The 17,064-nt window shown below is 66.2% G+C and carries 16 protein-coding genes and 1 pseudogene; 4 read left to right on the forward strand and 13 right to left on the reverse strand.

What is annotated here, in order from left to right:
* Nucleotides 1-11: 11 nt before the first annotated feature.
* The 8 genes and pseudogenes from ATJ78_RS15265 to glmS all read right to left on the reverse strand — a co-directional run bounded on the left by ATJ78_RS15265 (nt 12) and on the right by glmS (nt 7,268).
* The gene (locus tag ATJ78_RS15265) at nt 12-980 is read right to left on the reverse strand and encodes a DUF4190 domain-containing protein (RefSeq protein WP_098409024.1); all 969 of its coding nucleotides are present in this window, start codon (nt 978-980) and stop codon (nt 12-14) included.
* 33 nt (nt 981-1,013) lie between these two features.
* Complete coding sequence (gene tsaD / locus ATJ78_RS15270) at nt 1,014-2,072, reverse strand: tRNA (adenosine(37)-N6)-threonylcarbamoyltransferase complex transferase subunit TsaD (protein ID WP_098409025.1); 1,059 nt, start codon at nt 2,070-2,072, stop codon at nt 1,014-1,016.
* The gene (gene rimI / locus ATJ78_RS15275) at nt 2,069-2,533 is read right to left on the reverse strand and encodes a ribosomal protein S18-alanine N-acetyltransferase (RefSeq protein ID WP_245836353.1); all 465 of its coding nucleotides are present in this window, start codon (nt 2,531-2,533) and stop codon (nt 2,069-2,071) included. The genes tsaD and rimI overlap by 4 nt, the downstream gene beginning before the upstream one ends.
* The gene (gene tsaB / locus ATJ78_RS15280; protein WP_098409026.1) at nt 2,530-3,147 is read right to left on the reverse strand and encodes a tRNA (adenosine(37)-N6)-threonylcarbamoyltransferase complex dimerization subunit type 1 TsaB; all 618 of its coding nucleotides are present in this window, start codon (nt 3,145-3,147) and stop codon (nt 2,530-2,532) included. Before tsaB ends, rimI begins: the two co-directional genes overlap by 4 nt.
* 330 nt (nt 3,148-3,477) lie before the next feature.
* Nucleotides 3,478-3,909: pseudogene (tsaE, locus tag ATJ78_RS15285) on the reverse strand (tRNA (adenosine(37)-N6)-threonylcarbamoyltransferase complex ATPase subunit type 1 TsaE); the annotation flags it as partial.
* A complete protein-coding gene (gene alr, locus ATJ78_RS15290; protein ID WP_098409027.1) occupies nt 3,906-5,024 on the reverse strand; it encodes an alanine racemase in 1,119 nt (372 codons plus the stop codon). The pseudogene tsaE and the gene alr, both read right to left, overlap by 4 nt.
* Nucleotides 5,021-5,392 (reverse strand): holo-ACP synthase, encoded by a 372-nt coding sequence (locus ATJ78_RS15295; RefSeq protein ID WP_098409028.1) that lies wholly within the window; start codon nt 5,390-5,392, stop codon nt 5,021-5,023. Before ATJ78_RS15295 ends, alr begins: the two co-directional genes overlap by 4 nt.
* Before the next feature lie 25 nt (nt 5,393-5,417).
* Nucleotides 5,418-7,268, reverse strand: a complete 1,851-nt coding sequence (glmS, locus tag ATJ78_RS15300) for a glutamine--fructose-6-phosphate transaminase (isomerizing) (RefSeq protein ID WP_098409029.1) — start codon at nt 7,266-7,268, stop codon at nt 5,418-5,420.
* A 178-nt stretch (nt 7,269-7,446) separates the two neighbouring features.
* On the opposite strand from glmS, the gene coaA reads away from it, so the two are divergent.
* The 3 genes from coaA (at nt 7,447) to ATJ78_RS15315 (ending at nt 10,337) form a co-directional block, all read left to right on the forward strand.
* A complete protein-coding gene (coaA, locus tag ATJ78_RS15305; RefSeq protein ID WP_098409030.1) occupies nt 7,447-8,403 on the forward strand; it encodes a type I pantothenate kinase in 957 nt (318 codons plus the stop codon).
* 45 nt (nt 8,404-8,448) lie between these two features.
* Nucleotides 8,449-8,784, forward strand: coding sequence for a TIGR02611 family protein (locus tag ATJ78_RS15310; RefSeq protein ID WP_169923479.1), 336 nt, complete (start codon nt 8,449-8,451; stop codon nt 8,782-8,784).
* Between the two features lie 71 nt (nt 8,785-8,855).
* Nucleotides 8,856-10,337 (forward strand): alanine/glycine:cation symporter family protein, encoded by a 1,482-nt coding sequence (locus ATJ78_RS15315; RefSeq protein ID WP_098409031.1) that lies wholly within the window; start codon nt 8,856-8,858, stop codon nt 10,335-10,337.
* A 97-nt stretch (nt 10,338-10,434) separates the two neighbouring features.
* Here ATJ78_RS15315 and glmM read toward each other — a convergent pair whose 3' ends face one another.
* The 4 genes from glmM to ATJ78_RS15335 form a co-directional block, all read right to left on the reverse strand.
* Complete coding sequence (gene glmM / locus ATJ78_RS15320) at nt 10,435-11,799, reverse strand: phosphoglucosamine mutase (protein ID WP_098409032.1); 1,365 nt, start codon at nt 11,797-11,799, stop codon at nt 10,435-10,437.
* A 20-nt stretch (nt 11,800-11,819) separates the two neighbouring features.
* Nucleotides 11,820-12,302 (reverse strand): 30S ribosomal protein S9, encoded by a 483-nt coding sequence (gene rpsI / locus ATJ78_RS15325; protein ID WP_098409435.1) that lies wholly within the window; start codon nt 12,300-12,302, stop codon nt 11,820-11,822.
* A gap of 28 nt (nt 12,303-12,330) precedes the next feature.
* Nucleotides 12,331-12,777, reverse strand: coding sequence for a 50S ribosomal protein L13 (rplM, locus tag ATJ78_RS15330; protein ID WP_098409033.1), 447 nt, complete (start codon nt 12,775-12,777; stop codon nt 12,331-12,333).
* 242 nt (nt 12,778-13,019) lie between these two features.
* The gene (locus ATJ78_RS15335) at nt 13,020-14,039 is read right to left on the reverse strand and encodes a tRNA pseudouridine synthase A (protein ID WP_098409034.1); all 1,020 of its coding nucleotides are present in this window, start codon (nt 14,037-14,039) and stop codon (nt 13,020-13,022) included.
* Between the two features lie 92 nt (nt 14,040-14,131).
* Here ATJ78_RS15335 and ATJ78_RS15340 point away from each other — a divergent pair, with 92 nt between their 5' ends.
* Nucleotides 14,132-15,991: an acyltransferase family protein gene (locus tag ATJ78_RS15340; protein WP_169923480.1), complete on the forward strand. Its 1,860-nt coding sequence runs from the start codon at nt 14,132-14,134 to the stop codon at nt 15,989-15,991.
* A 13-nt stretch (nt 15,992-16,004) separates the two neighbouring features.
* Here ATJ78_RS15340 and ATJ78_RS15345 read toward each other — a convergent pair whose 3' ends face one another.
* Nucleotides 16,005-17,045 carry a GNAT family N-acetyltransferase gene (locus ATJ78_RS15345; protein WP_098409036.1) on the reverse strand — a complete coding sequence of 347 codons (1,041 nt, stop codon included), beginning with the start codon at nt 17,043-17,045 and terminating at the stop codon, nt 16,005-16,007.
* Nucleotides 17,046-17,064 lie beyond the last annotated feature (19 nt).

A 17,064-nucleotide genomic window follows, 5' to 3' on the forward strand; every position in this document is an offset into this window, starting at 1 on the left:
CCTCGTACCGATCATCTCATGACGAGATAAAGGATGCTGTACACGAACCATCCGACCGAGAACAGCGTGCCGGCAAAGCCCGTGATGATGGCCCACAGCGCGAACGTGCGGTCGTCGTCGGGCTTCGAACGGGCTTTGAATCCGAGAACGATGCCGACGATCGCGAGCGGAAGCGCCCACCCGAAGAACACGCCGCCGATCACGCCGAGGATGCCGAAGATGAGACCCGTGAGCCCCGTGCGGCTCTTGTGCGACTTCGGCGCAGAGACAGGCTGGGCTGCGGGCATTGCTCCGCCGGGGCCGACGAGCGGCGGCTGCCCCGGTGCACCCTGTGGCGTGGGCTGGAAGTACGGCTGCGCCGTCTGCTGCTGCGGCGCCTGCTGGTATGGGGACGGTGCCGGCTGCTGCTGCGGGGCAGGTTGCGTGTATGGCGACGTCTGAGGATGCGGTGCCCCGTGCGGTCCCTGCGGTGCGGGGTGCTGCGGAGCGGACTGCTGATAGCTCGGAGCGGGTTGCTGGTACGGGGCGTGACTCTGCTGCGGAGGAGTGGGCTGCGCACCCGGATGCTGCGGAGCGAACTGCTGCGAAGCTTGCTGCTGCTGCGGTGGAGCGGCTTGCTGCTGGGGCGCCGCCTGCTGCGGAGCGGCTTGCTGCTGGGGCGCCGCCTGCTGCGGAGCGGCTTGCTGCTGCGGAGCGGCTTGCTGCTGCGGAGCTTGCTGCTGTTGCGCGGGCGGCGCGCCGGCCGGTCGTGCCCACGGAGCCGGGTTCTGAGGCGGGTTCTGAGCCTGCGGGTTCTGAGCCTGCGGGTTCTGAGCCTGCGGGTTCTGAGCGGGGGTCTGGCCTGGCTGCTGCTGCGCTCCATCGCCAGCGTTCTGGCCCGCGTCGTGCGGCCGCGTTCCATCGTTCTGAGCCGGCGGTGTTTGCGGCAGCGGCGGACGCGGTGGCACAGCCGGGTTCTCGCGATCGTTGGGCTCAGTCATCAAACGTCTCCTCGCGGTTGCAGCGGTGTTGTCTCACGGTACCTGAATATCGGTGACCGGGAGCGTGGAGTCTGCCCCGAACTCCAGCGTTGACGGTTCGAAGCCGGCCATGATGCGCTGCGCCGCCAGAGCGGCGATCATCGCACCGTTGTCGGTGCAGAGCGACAGCGGCGGAATGCGCAGGGCGACGTCCGCGGCGGCGGCGCGCTCTGCGGCGAGCTCGCGGATGCGCGCGTTCGCGACGACGCCGCCACCGAGCAGCAGCCGCGGCACATCGTGGTCGCGGCACGCGGCGATCGCCTTCGTCAGCAGCACGTCGGCGACGGCCTCGCGGAACGAGGCGGCGACATCGGCGACGGGCACTGCCTCGCCAGCATCCTGTTTCTGCTCGACCCACCGCGCAACCGCCGTTTTGAGGCCCGAGAACGAGAAGTCGTAGCGGTGCTTCGCCATGTCTTTGGGAAGGCTGAGCCCGCGTGGAAAGCGAATTGCCGTGGCGTCGCCCTCGGCTGCGGCCTTGTCGATCTGCGGCCCGCCCGGGTATGGCAGGCCGAGAATGCGCGCCACCTTGTCGAACGCTTCGCCCGCGGCGTCGTCGATGGTCTCGCCGAGCAGCTCGACGTCGCTCGTCAGATCGCGAACGAGCAGCAGCGACGTATGGCCGCCCGAGACGAGCAGCGCGACGGCCGGGTACTCGAAGGGCTCGCCTATGTCGTCGAGAATGTCGGCGCCAACGTGCCCGACGAGGTGGTTCACGGCGTAGATCGGCTTATCGAGAGCGAGCGCGAGCGCTTTTGCCGCACCGACGCCGACCATGAGCGCCCCCGCGAGACCCGGGCCGCTCGTCACGGCGACAGCATCGATGTCGCTCAGTTCGATCTGCGCTTCGTCGACGGCGGCGGTGAGCGCCGGGCCGAGGGCTTCGAGGTGGGCGCGCGCTGCGACCTCGGGAACGACGCCGCCGTAGCGCGCGTGCTGCTCCATGGAAGACGAGATGGTGTTCGACAGCAGCGTCGAGCCGCGGACGATGCCAATTCCGGTCTCGTCGCAGCTCGATTCGATGCCGAGCACGAGTGGGGTGTCGCGGTTCATGCTGCTCCTGCTTCGTCGGGGCGATCGAGTTTCATGACGACGGCGTCGATGCCGCCCTTGTAATACCGGGGCCGCACCCCGAGCACGGCGAATCCGAGCGACTGGTAGAGCTGCTGGGCGCCCGGATTGTCGGCGCGGACCTCGAGAAACACGGCTTTCGCCCCTGTGGATGCTGCTCGCGCGATGAGCCGTGTCATGAGCTCGCGCCCGAGACCGGTGCGCCGATGGCTCGGGTCGACGGCGATCGTCTGAATGTCGGCGTCGGTGCTTCCGCTCGGCGCGAGAACGCCGCCATAGCCCACGAGACGGTCGTCGTCGACGATCACGAGATACGTCGTATGCTCGCTCTCGATTTCCCGCAGCATGCTCTCGCTCGACCAGTCGTCCGGAGCGAAGGTCGCGCGTTCGAGCTGCATGATGGCGTCGAGATCGCTCGCCGTCGCCGCACGAAACTCGGTCACGAGGTCACGCGCTTTCCGGCAGACGGCGTGACGTCTGGCGACCGCAGATACAGCGGCTCATCTGCGGCGAAGGGGCGTCCTGCCGCCCACGTATATTCGGCGACGAGTCCGAGATGGCCCGCTGATACGCGATCGACCTCGTGGCGCGTCGCTGCGCCAACGACGATCTCGTGCGGCTTCGAGAGGCCGGGGCCGTCGATGCGGATCGGCAGCCTCGCAGCATCCGTCCCCGAGTATCGGGACCAGTAGTTCTCGCGCCGACGCGCGTCGGTGACGACGAGCAGCTCGCCCTCTCCGCCCGAGGCGTACCACTCGAGGGCGACGGCGTCGTGACTGACGACCGGTGCGACGGGCTTGCCCGCACCGAATGCGAAGGCTCGTGCGGCCGCTATGCCGATGCGCAGTCCCGTGAACGGGCCCGGACCCATTCCGGCGACGACACCCGAAAGCTCAGAGGTCTCAACGCCCGACTCGGCGAGAACCTCGCGCATGAGAGTTCCGACGACTTCGGCATGCCTGCGGGTGTCGTGGATGCTGCGCTCGGCGATGATGCCGCGTTCATAGTCGACGACGGCGACCGATGTTCCGAGTGACGAATCGATGGCGAGAAGCACGTATCCAGCCTATTCCCCTGTGCGCACGCTGTTCTCCGCGCCGTCCCCTGTGCGCACGCTGTTCTCCGCGCCGTCCCCTGTGCGCACGCTGTTTTCCGCGCCGTCCCCCGCGCGCACACGCTTCACCCGAACGATGCGCGGCTCGTCCACCTCGGCCCCGGCTTCGGCCTCTGCCCCCGCCCTTGCCTCTGCCTCTGCCTCTGCCCCAGCCCTTGCCCCAAAAGTGACTTGCAGAGAATGGTCGTCCTCCGTCGATGAATCAGCAGCCACTTCCTGCAACTCACTTTTACTGACGTTGGATGCTGCGGCAGAGTCGACGGTACCGGTGGAAACATCGGGGGCAGAGTCGGCGACCGACCCCGCCGCTCCGGTCGGACGCTCGATCTCGACCTCGAGCCACTGCTCGGCAACGCCCCCGAGCATGCCGCGGCCCCACTCGACGACCACAACGCTGCGCTCGAAGTCGATGTCGAGATCGTCAAGCTCAACCGCGTCACTCAGCCGATACGCATCGACGTGCACAAGCGGCGCACCGCCCGCGAGGTTCGGGTGCGTGCGAGCCAGCACGAACGTCGGGCTCGTGACGGGGCCACGCACGCCGAGACCCTCGCCGATTCCGCGGGTCAGCGTGGTCTTTCCGGCGCCGAGCGGTCCGGTGAGCACGAGCAGATCGCCGGCGTGCAGCATCCGGCCGAGCTCGACACCGAGCTCATGCATCTCGTCGGTCGTCGCGCAGACTGTCGTCGATGGAATCTCGATCATGCGTCCTCGTATCGACGCGCGACACGGGGACCGATGCGCGTGACGATGTCATAATTGATGGTGGATGCCGCATTCGCCCAGTCGTCCGCACTGGGAACCCCGCGCGAGGCATCGCCGAACAGCACAGCCTCGTCGCCGACCGAGACCGGCTCGTCGCCGACGTCGACGACGAACTGATCCATGGCGACCCGGCCGACGTTGCCGAAGATGCGGCCGCCGATCGCGACCGTGCCGCCATTCGAGGCCTGGCGCGGAACGCCGTCGCCATAGCCGAGCGGAACCAGCGCGAGAGTCGTCTCGCGTTCTGTGCGATGCGTGAATCCGTAAGACACGCCCGCGCCTGCCGCGACACGACGCACCGCAGCAACCGGTGCGCGCAGTGTCATGGCGGGGCGGATGCCGAGCTGCTGGCTCGTCTCGTCGTCAAAGGGTGTGAGCCCGTAGAGGCCGATGCCGAGCCGCACCATGTCGAAGCGCGACTCCGGAATGCGCAGCGCCGCCGCCGTCGCCGCGGCATGCAGCACCTCGGGGCGCAGCCCGGCGCTCCGTGCATCGTCGACGAGCCGGGTGAACAGCGCGACCTGCGCGAGGTCTTCGGCGGGCGCCGTATTCGAGACGTGCGTCATGAGGCCGCGCACGCGAATCACGCGCTCGGCCTCGAGCTCGGCGGCGCGTGCAAAGACGGCGCCGGCGACATCGGGAGCCACGCCATTGCGGCTGAGCCCCGTGTCGATCTTGATCTGAATGGGCACAGCGGATGCTGCCGCGCGCCGCGCCGCGTCGGCGACAGCGTTCAGCTGGGCGACGCTCGACACGGCGACCTCGATGTCGTGGGCGAGCGCGGCGTCGAAGTCCGCGTCGGGGCCGTGCAGCCAGCAGAGGATCGGCGCCGTGATTCCGGCGTCGCGCAGCACGAGAGCCTCGTCGATGTCGGCCGTGCCGAGCATGTCGGCTCCGGCATCCGCCAGAGTGCGCGCCACGGGAACAGCGCCGTGACCGTACGCGTCGGCCTTCACGACGGCGAGAACACTCGTCGCCTGCGTCGATCCACGCAGGGTGCGCAGGTTGCCGGCGATCGCCGCGAGATCGATCGTTGCTTCGCGGAACGCGCTCACTGCAAGGCTCCCGGGGTCTCTTTCTCGGCGACGACGAAGGCGATCGCCGCTCCCCCGTCGTGGCTCATGCTCACGTGCAGCGACGTGATGCCACGCGCGGCAACGGCGTCGGCGGTGCTTCCCGAGAGCGTGAAGAACGGGTCACCATCGTCGGTCTTGTCGACGACGACGTCGAGCCAGCGCACGCCGTCTGAGCCGCCGAGCGCCTTGATGAGCGCTTCTTTCGCGGCATAGCGCCCCGCGAGTGAGCGCAGCGGCAGCATTCGTTCGCTCTCAGCGAACAGGCGCTCGCGCAGACGAGGTGTGCGGTCGACGGCCCGCTCAAAGCGCGCGAGATCGACGAGGTCGACCCCTACTCCGACGATCATCGGCCACCACTCGCAGACGTCATGACTACTCGACGGTGACGCTCTTGGCGAGGTTGCGCGGCTGGTCGACGTCGAGTCCCTTGGCCGAGGCGAGCTCCATGGCGAAGATCTGCGTCGGGATCACGCACAGCAGCGGCTCGAACAGCGGTGCCGCGAGCGGAACGCGCACCACGGTGTCGGCGTATGGCAGAACAGCGACGTCGCCCTCTTCGGCGATCGCAATGACGCGGGCGCCTCGGGCGCGGATCTCCTGAATGTTCGACACGACCTTGGCGTGCATCGTCTGCGATCCCCGCGGGCTCGGAACAACGACGAACACGGGCTGACCAGGCTCGATGAGCGCGATCGGGCCGTGCTTGAGCTCACCGGCGGCGAAGCCCTCGGCGTGAATGTACGCGAGCTCCTTGAGCTTGAGGGCGCCCTCGAGCGAGATGGGGTAGCCCACGTTACGGCCGAGGAACAGCACGGATCTGGTGTCGCTCATCCAGTGAGCGAGCTGCGCCACCTCGTCGTGCTGGGCCAGAACCTCGCCGATCTTCTCGGGGATCGCCTGAAGCTCGGCTGCGTTCTCGGTGATCTGCTCGCTCGTGAGGCTGCCACGAACGTTCGCGATGTGCAGGCCCAACAGGTAAAGCGCGGTGACCTGCGCGACAAACGCCTTTGTCGAGGCGACGGCGACTTCGGGACCCGCGTGCGTGTAGACGACCGCGTCGGACTCCCGAGGAATCGTCGCGCCCTGCGTGTTGCAGATCGACAGCGTCTTGGCACCGCGCTCGGCCGCGTACTTGACCGCCATGAGCGTGTCCATCGTCTCGCCAGACTGGCTGATCGACACGACGAGCGTGCTCGCGTCAACGACGGGATCGCTGTACCGGAACTCGTGGCTGAGTGCGACTTCGACGGGCAGACGCGTCCACGCCTCGATCGCGTACTTACCCACCATTCCCGCATATGAGGCGGTGCCGCAGGCGACGATCACCACGCGCGAGACGCCGCGGAAGAGCTCGTCGAGACCGTCAAGCTCGGGAACGTGCACGAGCCCGTCGTCGCCGATGCGCGCGCGGATCGTGTTGGCGACAGCATCCGGCTGCTCACTGATCTCTTTGGCCATGAAGCTTGACCAGCCGCCCTTCTCGGCAGCTGAGGCGTCCCACTGCACCTCGAAGGGCGTCGACTGCACGGGGTTTCCTGCAAAGTCGGTGACCTCGACGTTGTCCGGGGTGATGGCGACCATTTCGCCCTCACCCACGGCGAGCGCGAAGCGCGTGTACTCGACGAATGCGGCAACGTCGGAGCCGAGGAAGTTCTCGCCCTGACCGAGGCCGATGACGAGCGGCGAATTCTGCCGGGCGCCGACGACGAGACCGGGCTGATCCTCGTGCACGGCAAGCAGCGTGAAGGCGCCGTCGAGCTGACCGACGACCCGCTGGAATGCCGCGCGCAGGTCACCCGTCTCGGCGTATTCGCGGCCGAGCAGGATCGCGGCCGCCTCGGTGTCGGTCTCGCTCTCGAAAGTGTAACCCTGGGCGATGAGCTCGTCGCGGATTGCGGCGAAGTTCTCGATGATGCCGTTGTGGATGACCGCGAGTTTGCCGTCGGCGCTCAGATGCGGGTGAGCGTTTTCATCTGTGGGGCCCCCGTGCGTCGCCCAACGCGTGTGGCCGATTCCGGTAGTGCTCTCGGGCAGCGGGTGAGCGGCGATGTCATCGCTCAGCACAGCGAGCTTTCCCGCGCGCTTGCGCGTGCTGATCGATCCGTCTTCGGCGATCACGGCGACGCCTGCCGAGTCGTATCCGCGATACTCGAGGCGCTTCAGGCCGTTCATCAGGACGTCAATGCTGGCACGTCCTCCGACGTATCCCACGATTCCACACATGGAATCAAGTTTATGGGCACGAAGCTGAGTGCACGGCACACCCCTTACCTCGCCCCGTTGGTCTTGCAGGGAACACTGCCCCACCGCTGCCCGGTGCCGTGACCAGAGACCACCGCCCCTCGCACCACGATCGCGCGCGAGGCGAATTGGCCCGGCAACCTGCGTAAAATGACGTTTCATGTCGCCCAGTCGCACTGCCACCGGATCGTTCCCCACGCACACGACCCCGTTCGTCGAGATCGACCGCGCACGATGGGCCAGCCTCGCGCCCAACATGCAGAACCCTCTGACGGATGCTGAGATCGTGCAGTTGCGCGGACTCGGCGACCGCATGGACATCACCGAGGTCGCCGAGGTGTACCTGCCGCTCAGCCGACTGCTGAGTCTCTACGTCGCCAACGCGAAGCGCCTCCACGATTCGACGCAGGCGTTCCTCGGAGAGTCGTCGGGCAGGACTCCCTTCGTCATCGGGGTCGCCGGTTCCGTCGCGGCGGGAAAGTCGACGGTATCCCGGCTGCTGCGCGAGCTCATGTCCCGGTGGCCTGACACCCCTCACGTCGAGCTCATCACGACAGACGGCTTTCTCTACCCCAACGAAGAGCTCGAGCGCCGCGGCATCATGCACCGCAAGGGATTCCCCGAAGCGTACGACAGGCGTGCACTTCTGCGCTTCATAACCGAGGTGAAATCGGGCGCTGACGAAGTGCGCGCCCCGTTCTACTCTCACATGCAGTACAACATCGTGCCTGACGCGAGCGTCGTGGTGCGCCGCCCTGACGTGCTCATCGTCGAGGGCCTCAACGTGCTGCAGCCCGCTCTCGCCGGCCACCTCACGATTGCCGACCTCTTCGACTTCAGCGTCTACGTCGATGCCCGCACAGACGACATCGCGCACTGGTTCGAAGAGCGCTTCATGGCACTGCAGCGCGGCGCATTCAGCAACCCCAACTCGTACTTCAATGTCTTTGCCGGCCTCAGCGAGCACGAGGCACGCGAGAAGGCCCGTTACTTCTGGCGCGAGGTGAACGAGCCCAACCTGCGCGAGAACATCCGCCCGACGCGGGCGCGCGCAAAGCTCGTGCTGCGCAAAGAGAGCGACCACACCGTGAGCAAGGTGCTTCTGCGCAAGGTCTGACACAACGTTCGGCGCATCTTCAGCCGCCGATCGTATCGTTGCCGAATGGCGTACGAGACCGAGATCTCACGTGACGTCGCTCGCGCTGAGAACCCGCACCATCCGCTGCGGCGCTGGTTGCGCCGCATGCGCGCGTGGCTGACGCAGCATCCCAAGCTCCAGCACGCCTACCGGGTGACGGTCGGAGCGCTGGGCGCCACCATCGCCCTTCTCGGTCTCGTTCTCGTTCCGCTGCCTGGTCCCGGTTGGCTCATCGTCTTTCTCGGTCTGGCCACTCTCGGCACCGAATTCCGCTGGGCTCGACGCTTTTCCGGCTGGCTCAAGCGGATGCTGTCGCGATTCTGGGCGTGGCAGAAATCACGCCGCGCGGCTCGCGCCTAAAGTTCTCACGGCTTCCGCTCGGCTCCCTCTAAGATGGGGCCATCGTGCAACGCAGCACAGACGGGAGAACCATGGATCTGACCTGGCTCGAGGAGGCACTGGGCAACATCAGCTCGGTCGTCTGGGGACCGTATGTCCTCATTCCCCTCCTCATCGGAACCGGCATCTACCTCACATTTCGCCTCGGCGGGCTTCAGTTCATCAAACTGGGCGCGGCATTACGCCTCGGCATCCTCAAGCGCAAAGATGCCGGGAGCGAGGGTGACATCTCGCAGTTCCAGGCGCTCACGACAGCGCTGGCCGCGACAGTCGGAACGGGAAACATCGTCGGCGTCGCTACCGCCATTGCGATCGGCGGGCCCGGCGCGCTGTTCTGGATGTGGATTACCGGACTCGTCGGCATGGTCACCAAGTACACCGAGGCGTATCTCGGTGTGCGTTTCAGGGGCACGGATGCTGCGGGCGAGAAGTCCGGCGGCCCCCAGTACTACCTGGAGCGCGGCATCAAGGGCCCCTTCGGCAAGATACTGGGGCTCATGTTCGCGATCTTCGCGACGATCGCGTGCTTCGGCATCGGAAACATGACGCAGGGCAACTCGATCGCCACGAACGTGCAGTCGAGTTTCAACGTGCCGACCTGGGTGACGGGAATCGTGCTCACGGTGCTGGCGCTGCTGGTGCTGGTCGGCGGCATCAAGTCGATCGGCCGCGTGACCGCCGGATTCGTGCCGGTCATGATCATCTTCTACGTGGCGGCCGCACTGTACATTCTGATCGCCAACATCGGATCACTCCCCGCGGCGATCGCGCAGGTGTTCACCGAAGCGTTCACCGGCACCAGCGCTGTCGGCGGGTTCGCCGGGTCGGCCATCATCATCGTCATTCAGTACGGTGTCGCCCGCGGTCTCTTCTCGAATGAGTCGGGGCTCGGTTCGGCACCGATGGCAGCCGCAGCGGCGCAGACCACTCACCCCGTTCGCCAGGGTCTCGTGTCGATGACGCAGACGTTCATCGACACGATCATCGTCGTCACGATGACGGGACTGGTGATCGTCACGACGGGGGCGTGGAAGGCCGTCGATCCCGAGACCGGTGAGCAGATCTCGGCCGCACTCATGACGGGTGAGGCGTTCACGAACGGTCTGCCAGGCGAGTGGGGTCACTGGGTAGTCACGATCGCTCTCGTGATGTTCGCGTTCTCAACAATCCTTGGGTGGTCGTACTACGGCGAGCGCAACATCGAGCGACTGTTCGGGCGCCGCGCGGTCATGCCGTTCCGCATCGTGTTCTCGCTCATCGTGTACATCGGCTGCACGGTTCAGCTCGGCGTCGTCTGGGCGTTCTCCGATGTGATGAACGGGTTGATGGCGATTCCGAACCTCATCGGCCTGCTTGTGCTGTCTGGCCTCGTCGCGCGCGAGACCAAGCACTACCTCAAGCACGACCCCAAGCTCGAGGCGTCGAAAGACGAGATCGAGGAGTTCATGGCCGGGCGAGAGGGCTGGGAGGACTGGAAGGCCGGGGATATTGTGGGCTCCAGCCGCAGGCTCTGACGCGATCTGAGCAGTGACACTGCGGCCCGCGTCCGTGTCGGACGCGGGCCGCAGTGTCTGAATCGCTACCTCGAACGGTGCACGCAGGCGCAGCCGTTCAGACGATGCTGAGGCTCGAGCGCACGATCCCTGCGAGATGGTCGGCGATGCGGCCGGCTGTGTCGTGATCGGCTGCCTCGACCATGACGCGTACGAGCTGCTCGGTTCCGCTCGGGCGCAGCAGCACACGACCCGACTCACCGAGTTCGCCCTCGGCAGCGGCGACGGCCTGCAGCACCGACTCGTCGGAGTGGGCGCGCGTCTTGTCGACGTCTTTCACGTTGATCATCACCTGCGGGTACACGGTCATGACCGATGCGAGCTCTGCGAGGCTCTTGCCCGTGCGAGCCATCTCGCTCACGAGGTGAAGGCCGGTGAGGATGCCGTCGCCCGTCGTGGCGAATTCGCTCATGATCACGTGGCCGGACTGCTCTCCGCCGAGGGAGTAGCCATTCTCGTTCATCGACTCGAGAACGTAGCGGTCACCCACCTTGGTCTGAAGTGTCGAGATGCCGTGCTCGTCCATCGCGCGCCGCAGTCCGAGGTTGCTCATGACCGTCGCAACGAGGGTGTCGTCAACGAGCTTTCCGCGCTCCTTCATCGACACGGCGAGAATCGCCATGATCTGATCGCCGTCAACGATCGTGCCGTTCGCGTCGACAGCGAGGCAGCGGTCGGCATCACCGTCGTGGGCGATGCCCACGTCGGCGCCGAGTTCAACCACCGTGCGCGCGAGGTTGTCGATATGCGTCGAGCCGACGCCGTCGTTGATATTGATGCCGTCGGGATCGTTTCCGACGACAGAGACGCGTGCACCTGCATCAGAGAACACCTGCGGAGAGACTCCTGCGGCTGCGCCGTTCGCGCAGTCGATCACGACGCGCAGACCGTCGAGTGTGTGCGGCAGGCTCCCGAGCAGGTGGATGAGGTAGCGGTCTTCAGCGTCGGCAAAACGGCGGATGCGGCCGACATCGGCGCCCGTCGGCATGAGTTGCTCTGCCTCGAGGTGTTCTTCGATGCGCTCTTCGACAATGTCAGGCAGCTTGGTGCCGCCGTGCGCGAAGATCTTGATGCCGTTGTCGGGCGCCGGGTTATGCGATGCAGAGATCATCACGCCGAAGTCCGCGTCGATGTCTTGCACAAGGAACGCCGCGGCCGGAGTGGTGATCACACCGGCGTCGAGTACATCGACGCCGCTTGATGCGAGGCCTGCCGAGACGGCTGCGGCGAGAAAGTCGCCGGAGACGCGCGGATCGCGCGCGACAACGCCGACGGGCCTCTTGCCCTCAGCACGCCGGGCCTCAGCACTTCGGCCTTGCCCAAGCACCACTGCGGTGGCTTGAGCAAGGCCGAGAGCGAGGTCGGCTGTGAGAACACCGTTCGCGAGTCCGCGAACACCGTCGGTTCCAAACAGACGAGCCATGGGAGTCGAACCCGTACGCGTTAGCGCTTCGAGAACTGCGAAGCCTTGCGGGCCTTCTTGAGTCCTGCCTTCTTGCGCTCCTTGACGCGAGCGTCGCGCGAGAGGAATCCGGCCTTCTTGAGCGACGGACGGTTGTTCTCAACGTCGATCTGGTTCAGGGCGCGTGCGATGCCGAGGCGGAGTGCGCCGGCCTGGCCCGAGGGGCCACCGCCCGAGATGCGGGCGATCACGTCGTAGCTGCCCGAGAGGTCGAGCACCGTGAACGGGTCGTTGATGAGCTGCTGGTGCAGCTTGTTCGGGAAGTAGTCGGCAAGCTCACGGCCGTTGACCGTGATGCTTCCGGTGCCGGGAACCAGGCGCACGCGTGCGATGGCCTGCTTGCGGCGGCCGACTGCCGCGCCGGGAACGGTGAGAGCGGGGCGCGGGGCCGCAGCCTCGGGTGCCGCTTCCGACTCGGTCGTGAAGTTCTGGGGGGTCTCGATGGAGTCTTCGATCTTCGCCACTGTCATAAATCCTTAGCTTTGCGGGCGCTTACTGTGCGACCTGGTCGAATGAGTACGGCTTGGGCTGCTGCGCCGCGTGAGGGTGCTCGCTGCCTGCGTACACCTTGAGCTTGCCCAGCTGCGTACGGCCGAGGGAGTTCTTCGGAAGCATTCCGCGAACCGCCTTCTCAACGGCGCGAACAGGGTTCTTCTCGAGGAGCTCGCCGTAGCTCATGGAGGAGAGGCCGCCCGGGTAGCCCGAGTGGCGGTAGGCACGCTTCTTCTGAAGCTTGTCGCCGCTCAGTGCAACCTTGTCGGCGTTGATGATGATGACGTAGTCACCGGTGTCGAGGTGGTTGACGAAGGTCGGCTTGTGCTTGCCGCGAAGAAGAACCGCGGCGTGGCTTGCCAGGCGACCGAGAACAACGTCTTCGGCGTCGATGACGATCCAGTCACGCTGGATCTCACTGGCCTTGGGGGTGTAGGTGCGCGTCACAGTAGTGCTGCTTTCTTGATCGTTAGTTGGACGTTCGTGAATCCCGCTCCGTTGGGCGTTCACATGACGTGAACTCCGCAGGTGGAGGGCTCAACTACGGGTGCGTACCGAAAAGGGCACAACACCAACGAGCAATCTTACGGGACGGGCGGGTACCGGTCAATTCGCGTCTGCGTTCGGTCAATTCACGTCTGCGCGTTCAGGCAGTTCACGTCTGTGGAGAAATGACGCTCGGCCCACCGTCAGTCCAGCGTGCGCTTGGCCTTCGTCAGCTCCGCACGCGCTGCAAGCAGGTCGTCTTCGGGGTAACCGACCTGCACGAGGGTCAGACCATGCGCAGGCATCACCGTGAAGGAACTCGTTCGCTCTGCAGCATCCCGAATCTGCACAAGCTCGGCAGCAGAAAGCCGCCCTTCACCGACCGCAACACATGCCCCGACAAGCGAGCGCACCATGCTGTGACAGAAGGCATCCGCCCGCACCTCGGCGATCACGCGTCCTGCGTCGTCACGACGCCAGCAGAAGTCCTGCAACGTACGGATCGTCGTGGCCCCCTCGCGCGGCTTGCAGTACGCCCCGAAGTCGTGAAGACCCACGAGTTCGCGAGCAGCGGCATCCATCGCATCAACGTCGAGCACTCCGGGCCGCCACACGATCGTGTTGCGCTCAAGCGGATTGCGACCCGTCACGTCATCGGCCACACGGTACTCGTACCGTCGCCACGAGGCAGAGAATCGCGCGTCAAATCCCGCAGGAGCCTCGGATGCCGACGTGACCACGACGTCGGAACGCCGACCGAGCACACCGTCAACCCGGCGCGTAAATACTTCTCCGGGGCTCTGCGGCACAGCATCCCGCCGCCTCTGTCGTTTCAGCGCATCGACGTGCCTTTCGAGAAGATCAATGTGCGCGACCTGGCCCGTGGCGTGCACACCGGCGTCCGTGCGACCCGCCACAGTGAGTCCTGGCTCGTCACCACGACGGCCGAAGAGCCGCGCAATCGCATCTTCAAGCACTCCCTGCACCGTTCGCAGACCGGGCTGCCTCGCCCACCCTTTGAAGTCGGTTCCGTCGTACGCGATGTCGAGTCGAAATCGCGTGGCGTCAGGATGCTGGTCGATCACGGCGCTCAGTCTATCGACGCGCCGGCATGCTCCCCCCGCGTCTGGCTCAGCGAGAATCTCGACGAATCCGTCGGTTCCGTGAACGCGAATGCGCTGCCCATCTCGAATCAGCCGCGCGAGGACAAGATCCACCTTCATGAACGTTTCTCACCTGCGTCAGAAAGTGAGAAGCGAAGGCGCTCTCATGCATCGCCCACCCTCGCCGGTTATCCTCGAGCGGTTCCATGGTGATGTCAGCCTCTTCCCCACAACAGCCCGTCACCCGCATGCACTACGCGGGTCTCGACGGGCTGCGCGCGCTCGCCGTCGCGGGCGTGCTCGTCTACCACCTGTTCCCCGGAGCGCTCCCCGGCGGATTCATCGGCGTCGACGTGTTCTTCGTCATCTCGGGGTTTCTCATCACGAGTCTTCTCATGCGCGAGCACGATGCGCACGGGAGCATCAGTCTTCGTCGGTTCTGGACGAGGCGGGCACGGCGCATTCTCCCGGCGCTCGTTCTCGTCGTCACGGCGTCGACGACGGCAGCCCTCGTGGTCGGCGGAGACGTTCTCGTGCGCATCGGGCGGCAGGTACTCGGGGCTGCGACGTTCAGCTACAACTGGGTCGAGATCGCCTCGGGCGGCTCGTACTTCGACGCCCTCTCTCCCGAGATGTTTCGCACGCTCTGGTCTCTCGCCGTCGAGGAGCAGTTCTACATCGTCTGGCCGCTGCTGCTTCTCGCGCTGCTGCTCGTGCCGTCGCGATGGCTGCGCGCGGCGCTGCTCGTGGCAGCATCCGCGGGTTCGGCGCTCTGGATGAGCGCACTGTTCACACCGGGCGCTGACGCCACGCGGGTCTACTACGGCACCGACACTCACGCGTTCGGGCTGCTCATCGGCGCCGCCCTCGCCGTGCTGCTCGAGGGGCGTCTCGGCGCAGGGCTGCCCCGCAGCGATCGGCGCAGCATCCGCATTGCCTTCGACGTTGTGGGCACTGTCGCTCTCGCCGGGGTTGCAGCACTGGCGGTCGCGCTCGGCGACGGAGACGCGGCGACGTACCGAGGTGGCCTCGCGCTCGCATCACTGCTGACGGTGATCGCCATCACGGCAGCGATCCGGCCGGGCTCGCTGCTCGGATCGCGGCTCGATGCCGGGGCGCTGCGATGGCTGGGCCGGCGTTCATACGGCGTGTACCTCTGGCACTGGCCGGTCTTCACGCTCATTCTCGCGGTGAGCGGCTCCATCGCGACCCAGGCCCCGCCGGTGTCTGCATCGCTCGTCGCGATCGTGCTCACTCTCGCGCTCTCAGAGCTGTCATTCCGGTGCGTCGAGACTCCCGTGCGCGTGCGCGGGTTCCGGCAGTGCGGCCGAGCGATGCTGCGTGCATTCCGCGCGAGCGCTCCCCGAGCGGCGACCGCGACAGGAATCACGGTCGCAGCGATTGCCCTCGTCGGGTCGACGGGCACCGCCGTCGCCGTCGCACCGCAGTCGTCGTCGGTCGAGCGGTTGATCGCGCACGCTCAGAAGTCGGCGGATGAACGAGAAGAACCGGCCGAATCGAAGCCGTCTCCCGCGACGATCTCCGGCTCCGATATCACGGCGGTCGGCGACTCGGTCATGCTTGCCGCGGCCCCCGCACTCGAAGACACGCTGCCGGGAATCGACATCGACGCGCAGGTCTCGCGATCCATGTATACCGCTCCCGGCATCCTCGAAGACCTCAAGAAGCGGGGCAGGCTGCGCTCAACGGTCGTCGTAGGACTCGGCACGAACGGCCCCGTCAACGAATCGACGCTGCGCGAGGTCGTCGACGTTCTCGGTCCCGACCGCCATCTCATCCTCGTGAACGCCTATGCGCCGCGCGACTGGATCGCGGGAGTGAACGCCGAACTCGAGGCGTTCGCGTCACGGCACCGCACCTCTGTCGTCGCCGACTGGCGCGACGCAATCGAACCGCGCGCAGGCGAACTGCTCGCCGGCGACAGCATACACCCCGGATATGAGGGAGGCACCGTGTATGCCGAAGCGATCATGCAGTCGCTGCAGGTGCTGGCCGATCTGCCACCTGCCGTGACCGAGCAGCACGGATACAACCTTCCGCTCGTGCGCTGAGCAGGATGCGCGTCTACACCTCGAGCACGTAGGAGAAACCGCGCTCGCCTGCGACGAATCCCATGCGCTCGTACAGCGTGTTGGCGCCCGTCGGGCTCTCGGAGTCGACGTCGAGCGTCGCCCTCTCAATGCCGACGTCGCGCAGACTCTGCAGCGCAGCGGTGATGATGGCGGGAGCCAGCCGCTCTCCGCGGTGGTCTCGCACAACGCCGATGTACTCGATATACGCCTTCGAGTAGCCCGCCGCCTCCCAGTCGCGCTTGTTCACCGAGATGAGCGCGAATGCGACGACGCGCTGCTCGCCAGCATCCGTCATCTCGACCGCGACTCGGCTCAGGTCTTTGCGGAACTCCGGCGACGAGGTCATGTGCTCCCACCGCTCCGACGTCGTCGGCTGGCTGCCCCAATGGTCGCGAAAGGCATCGTTGCGCGCAAGGCGGGCAGAATCGACAAGATCGTCTGTCAGGGGCACGATTCGCACGTCGGCAAGCGGCTCGACGGGGTCGACGGGATCTGACAGCCGGCGCTCCATCTCGGTGAAGTACCGCGTGAGTGTGAAGCCGGCGCGTTCGCTCACGTGCTGCCCCGCGATGTTTCCCTGCTCCTGGTCGACCATGATCCAGCCCGGAAGCGCGTGCGGGCTCCCCGACAGAATCTGCAGGGCGCGGTCGCGCTGCCATGCCAGCAGCTGCCGCCCGATGCCGCGGTCCCGCCATTGCGGATGCACCGTGCCCTCCAGATACACCTGCACGCGCGTGGACTGCGCTTGCGCCTCGGCGACCACGCCCGCTGCAATGAGCACTCCAGACGAGCTCTCGCCCACGAGCGTGTCCGTCGCCATGATGAGCTTCGACGACCGCAGTGCATTTTCCACCTCGGCCCGGGTTGTCGTCGACGCGGGATGATCGATGCGATCAGCAGCATCCATCAACACCATCATGGCGTCGAGATCGTCGAGGGTTGCAGGCCGCCACCGAGCGATATCCGGATGCTGCGGGAGCACGAGTTCCGGCGCGGCGACACGGTCACGGAGTGGAACGCTGGTGACGGTCATGACCCCAGTTTATCGAGCA

The sequence above is a fragment of the Paramicrobacterium agarici genome, assembly GCF_002563955.1.
Classification (GTDB): Bacteria; Actinomycetota; Actinomycetes; order Actinomycetales; family Microbacteriaceae; genus Paramicrobacterium; species Paramicrobacterium agarici.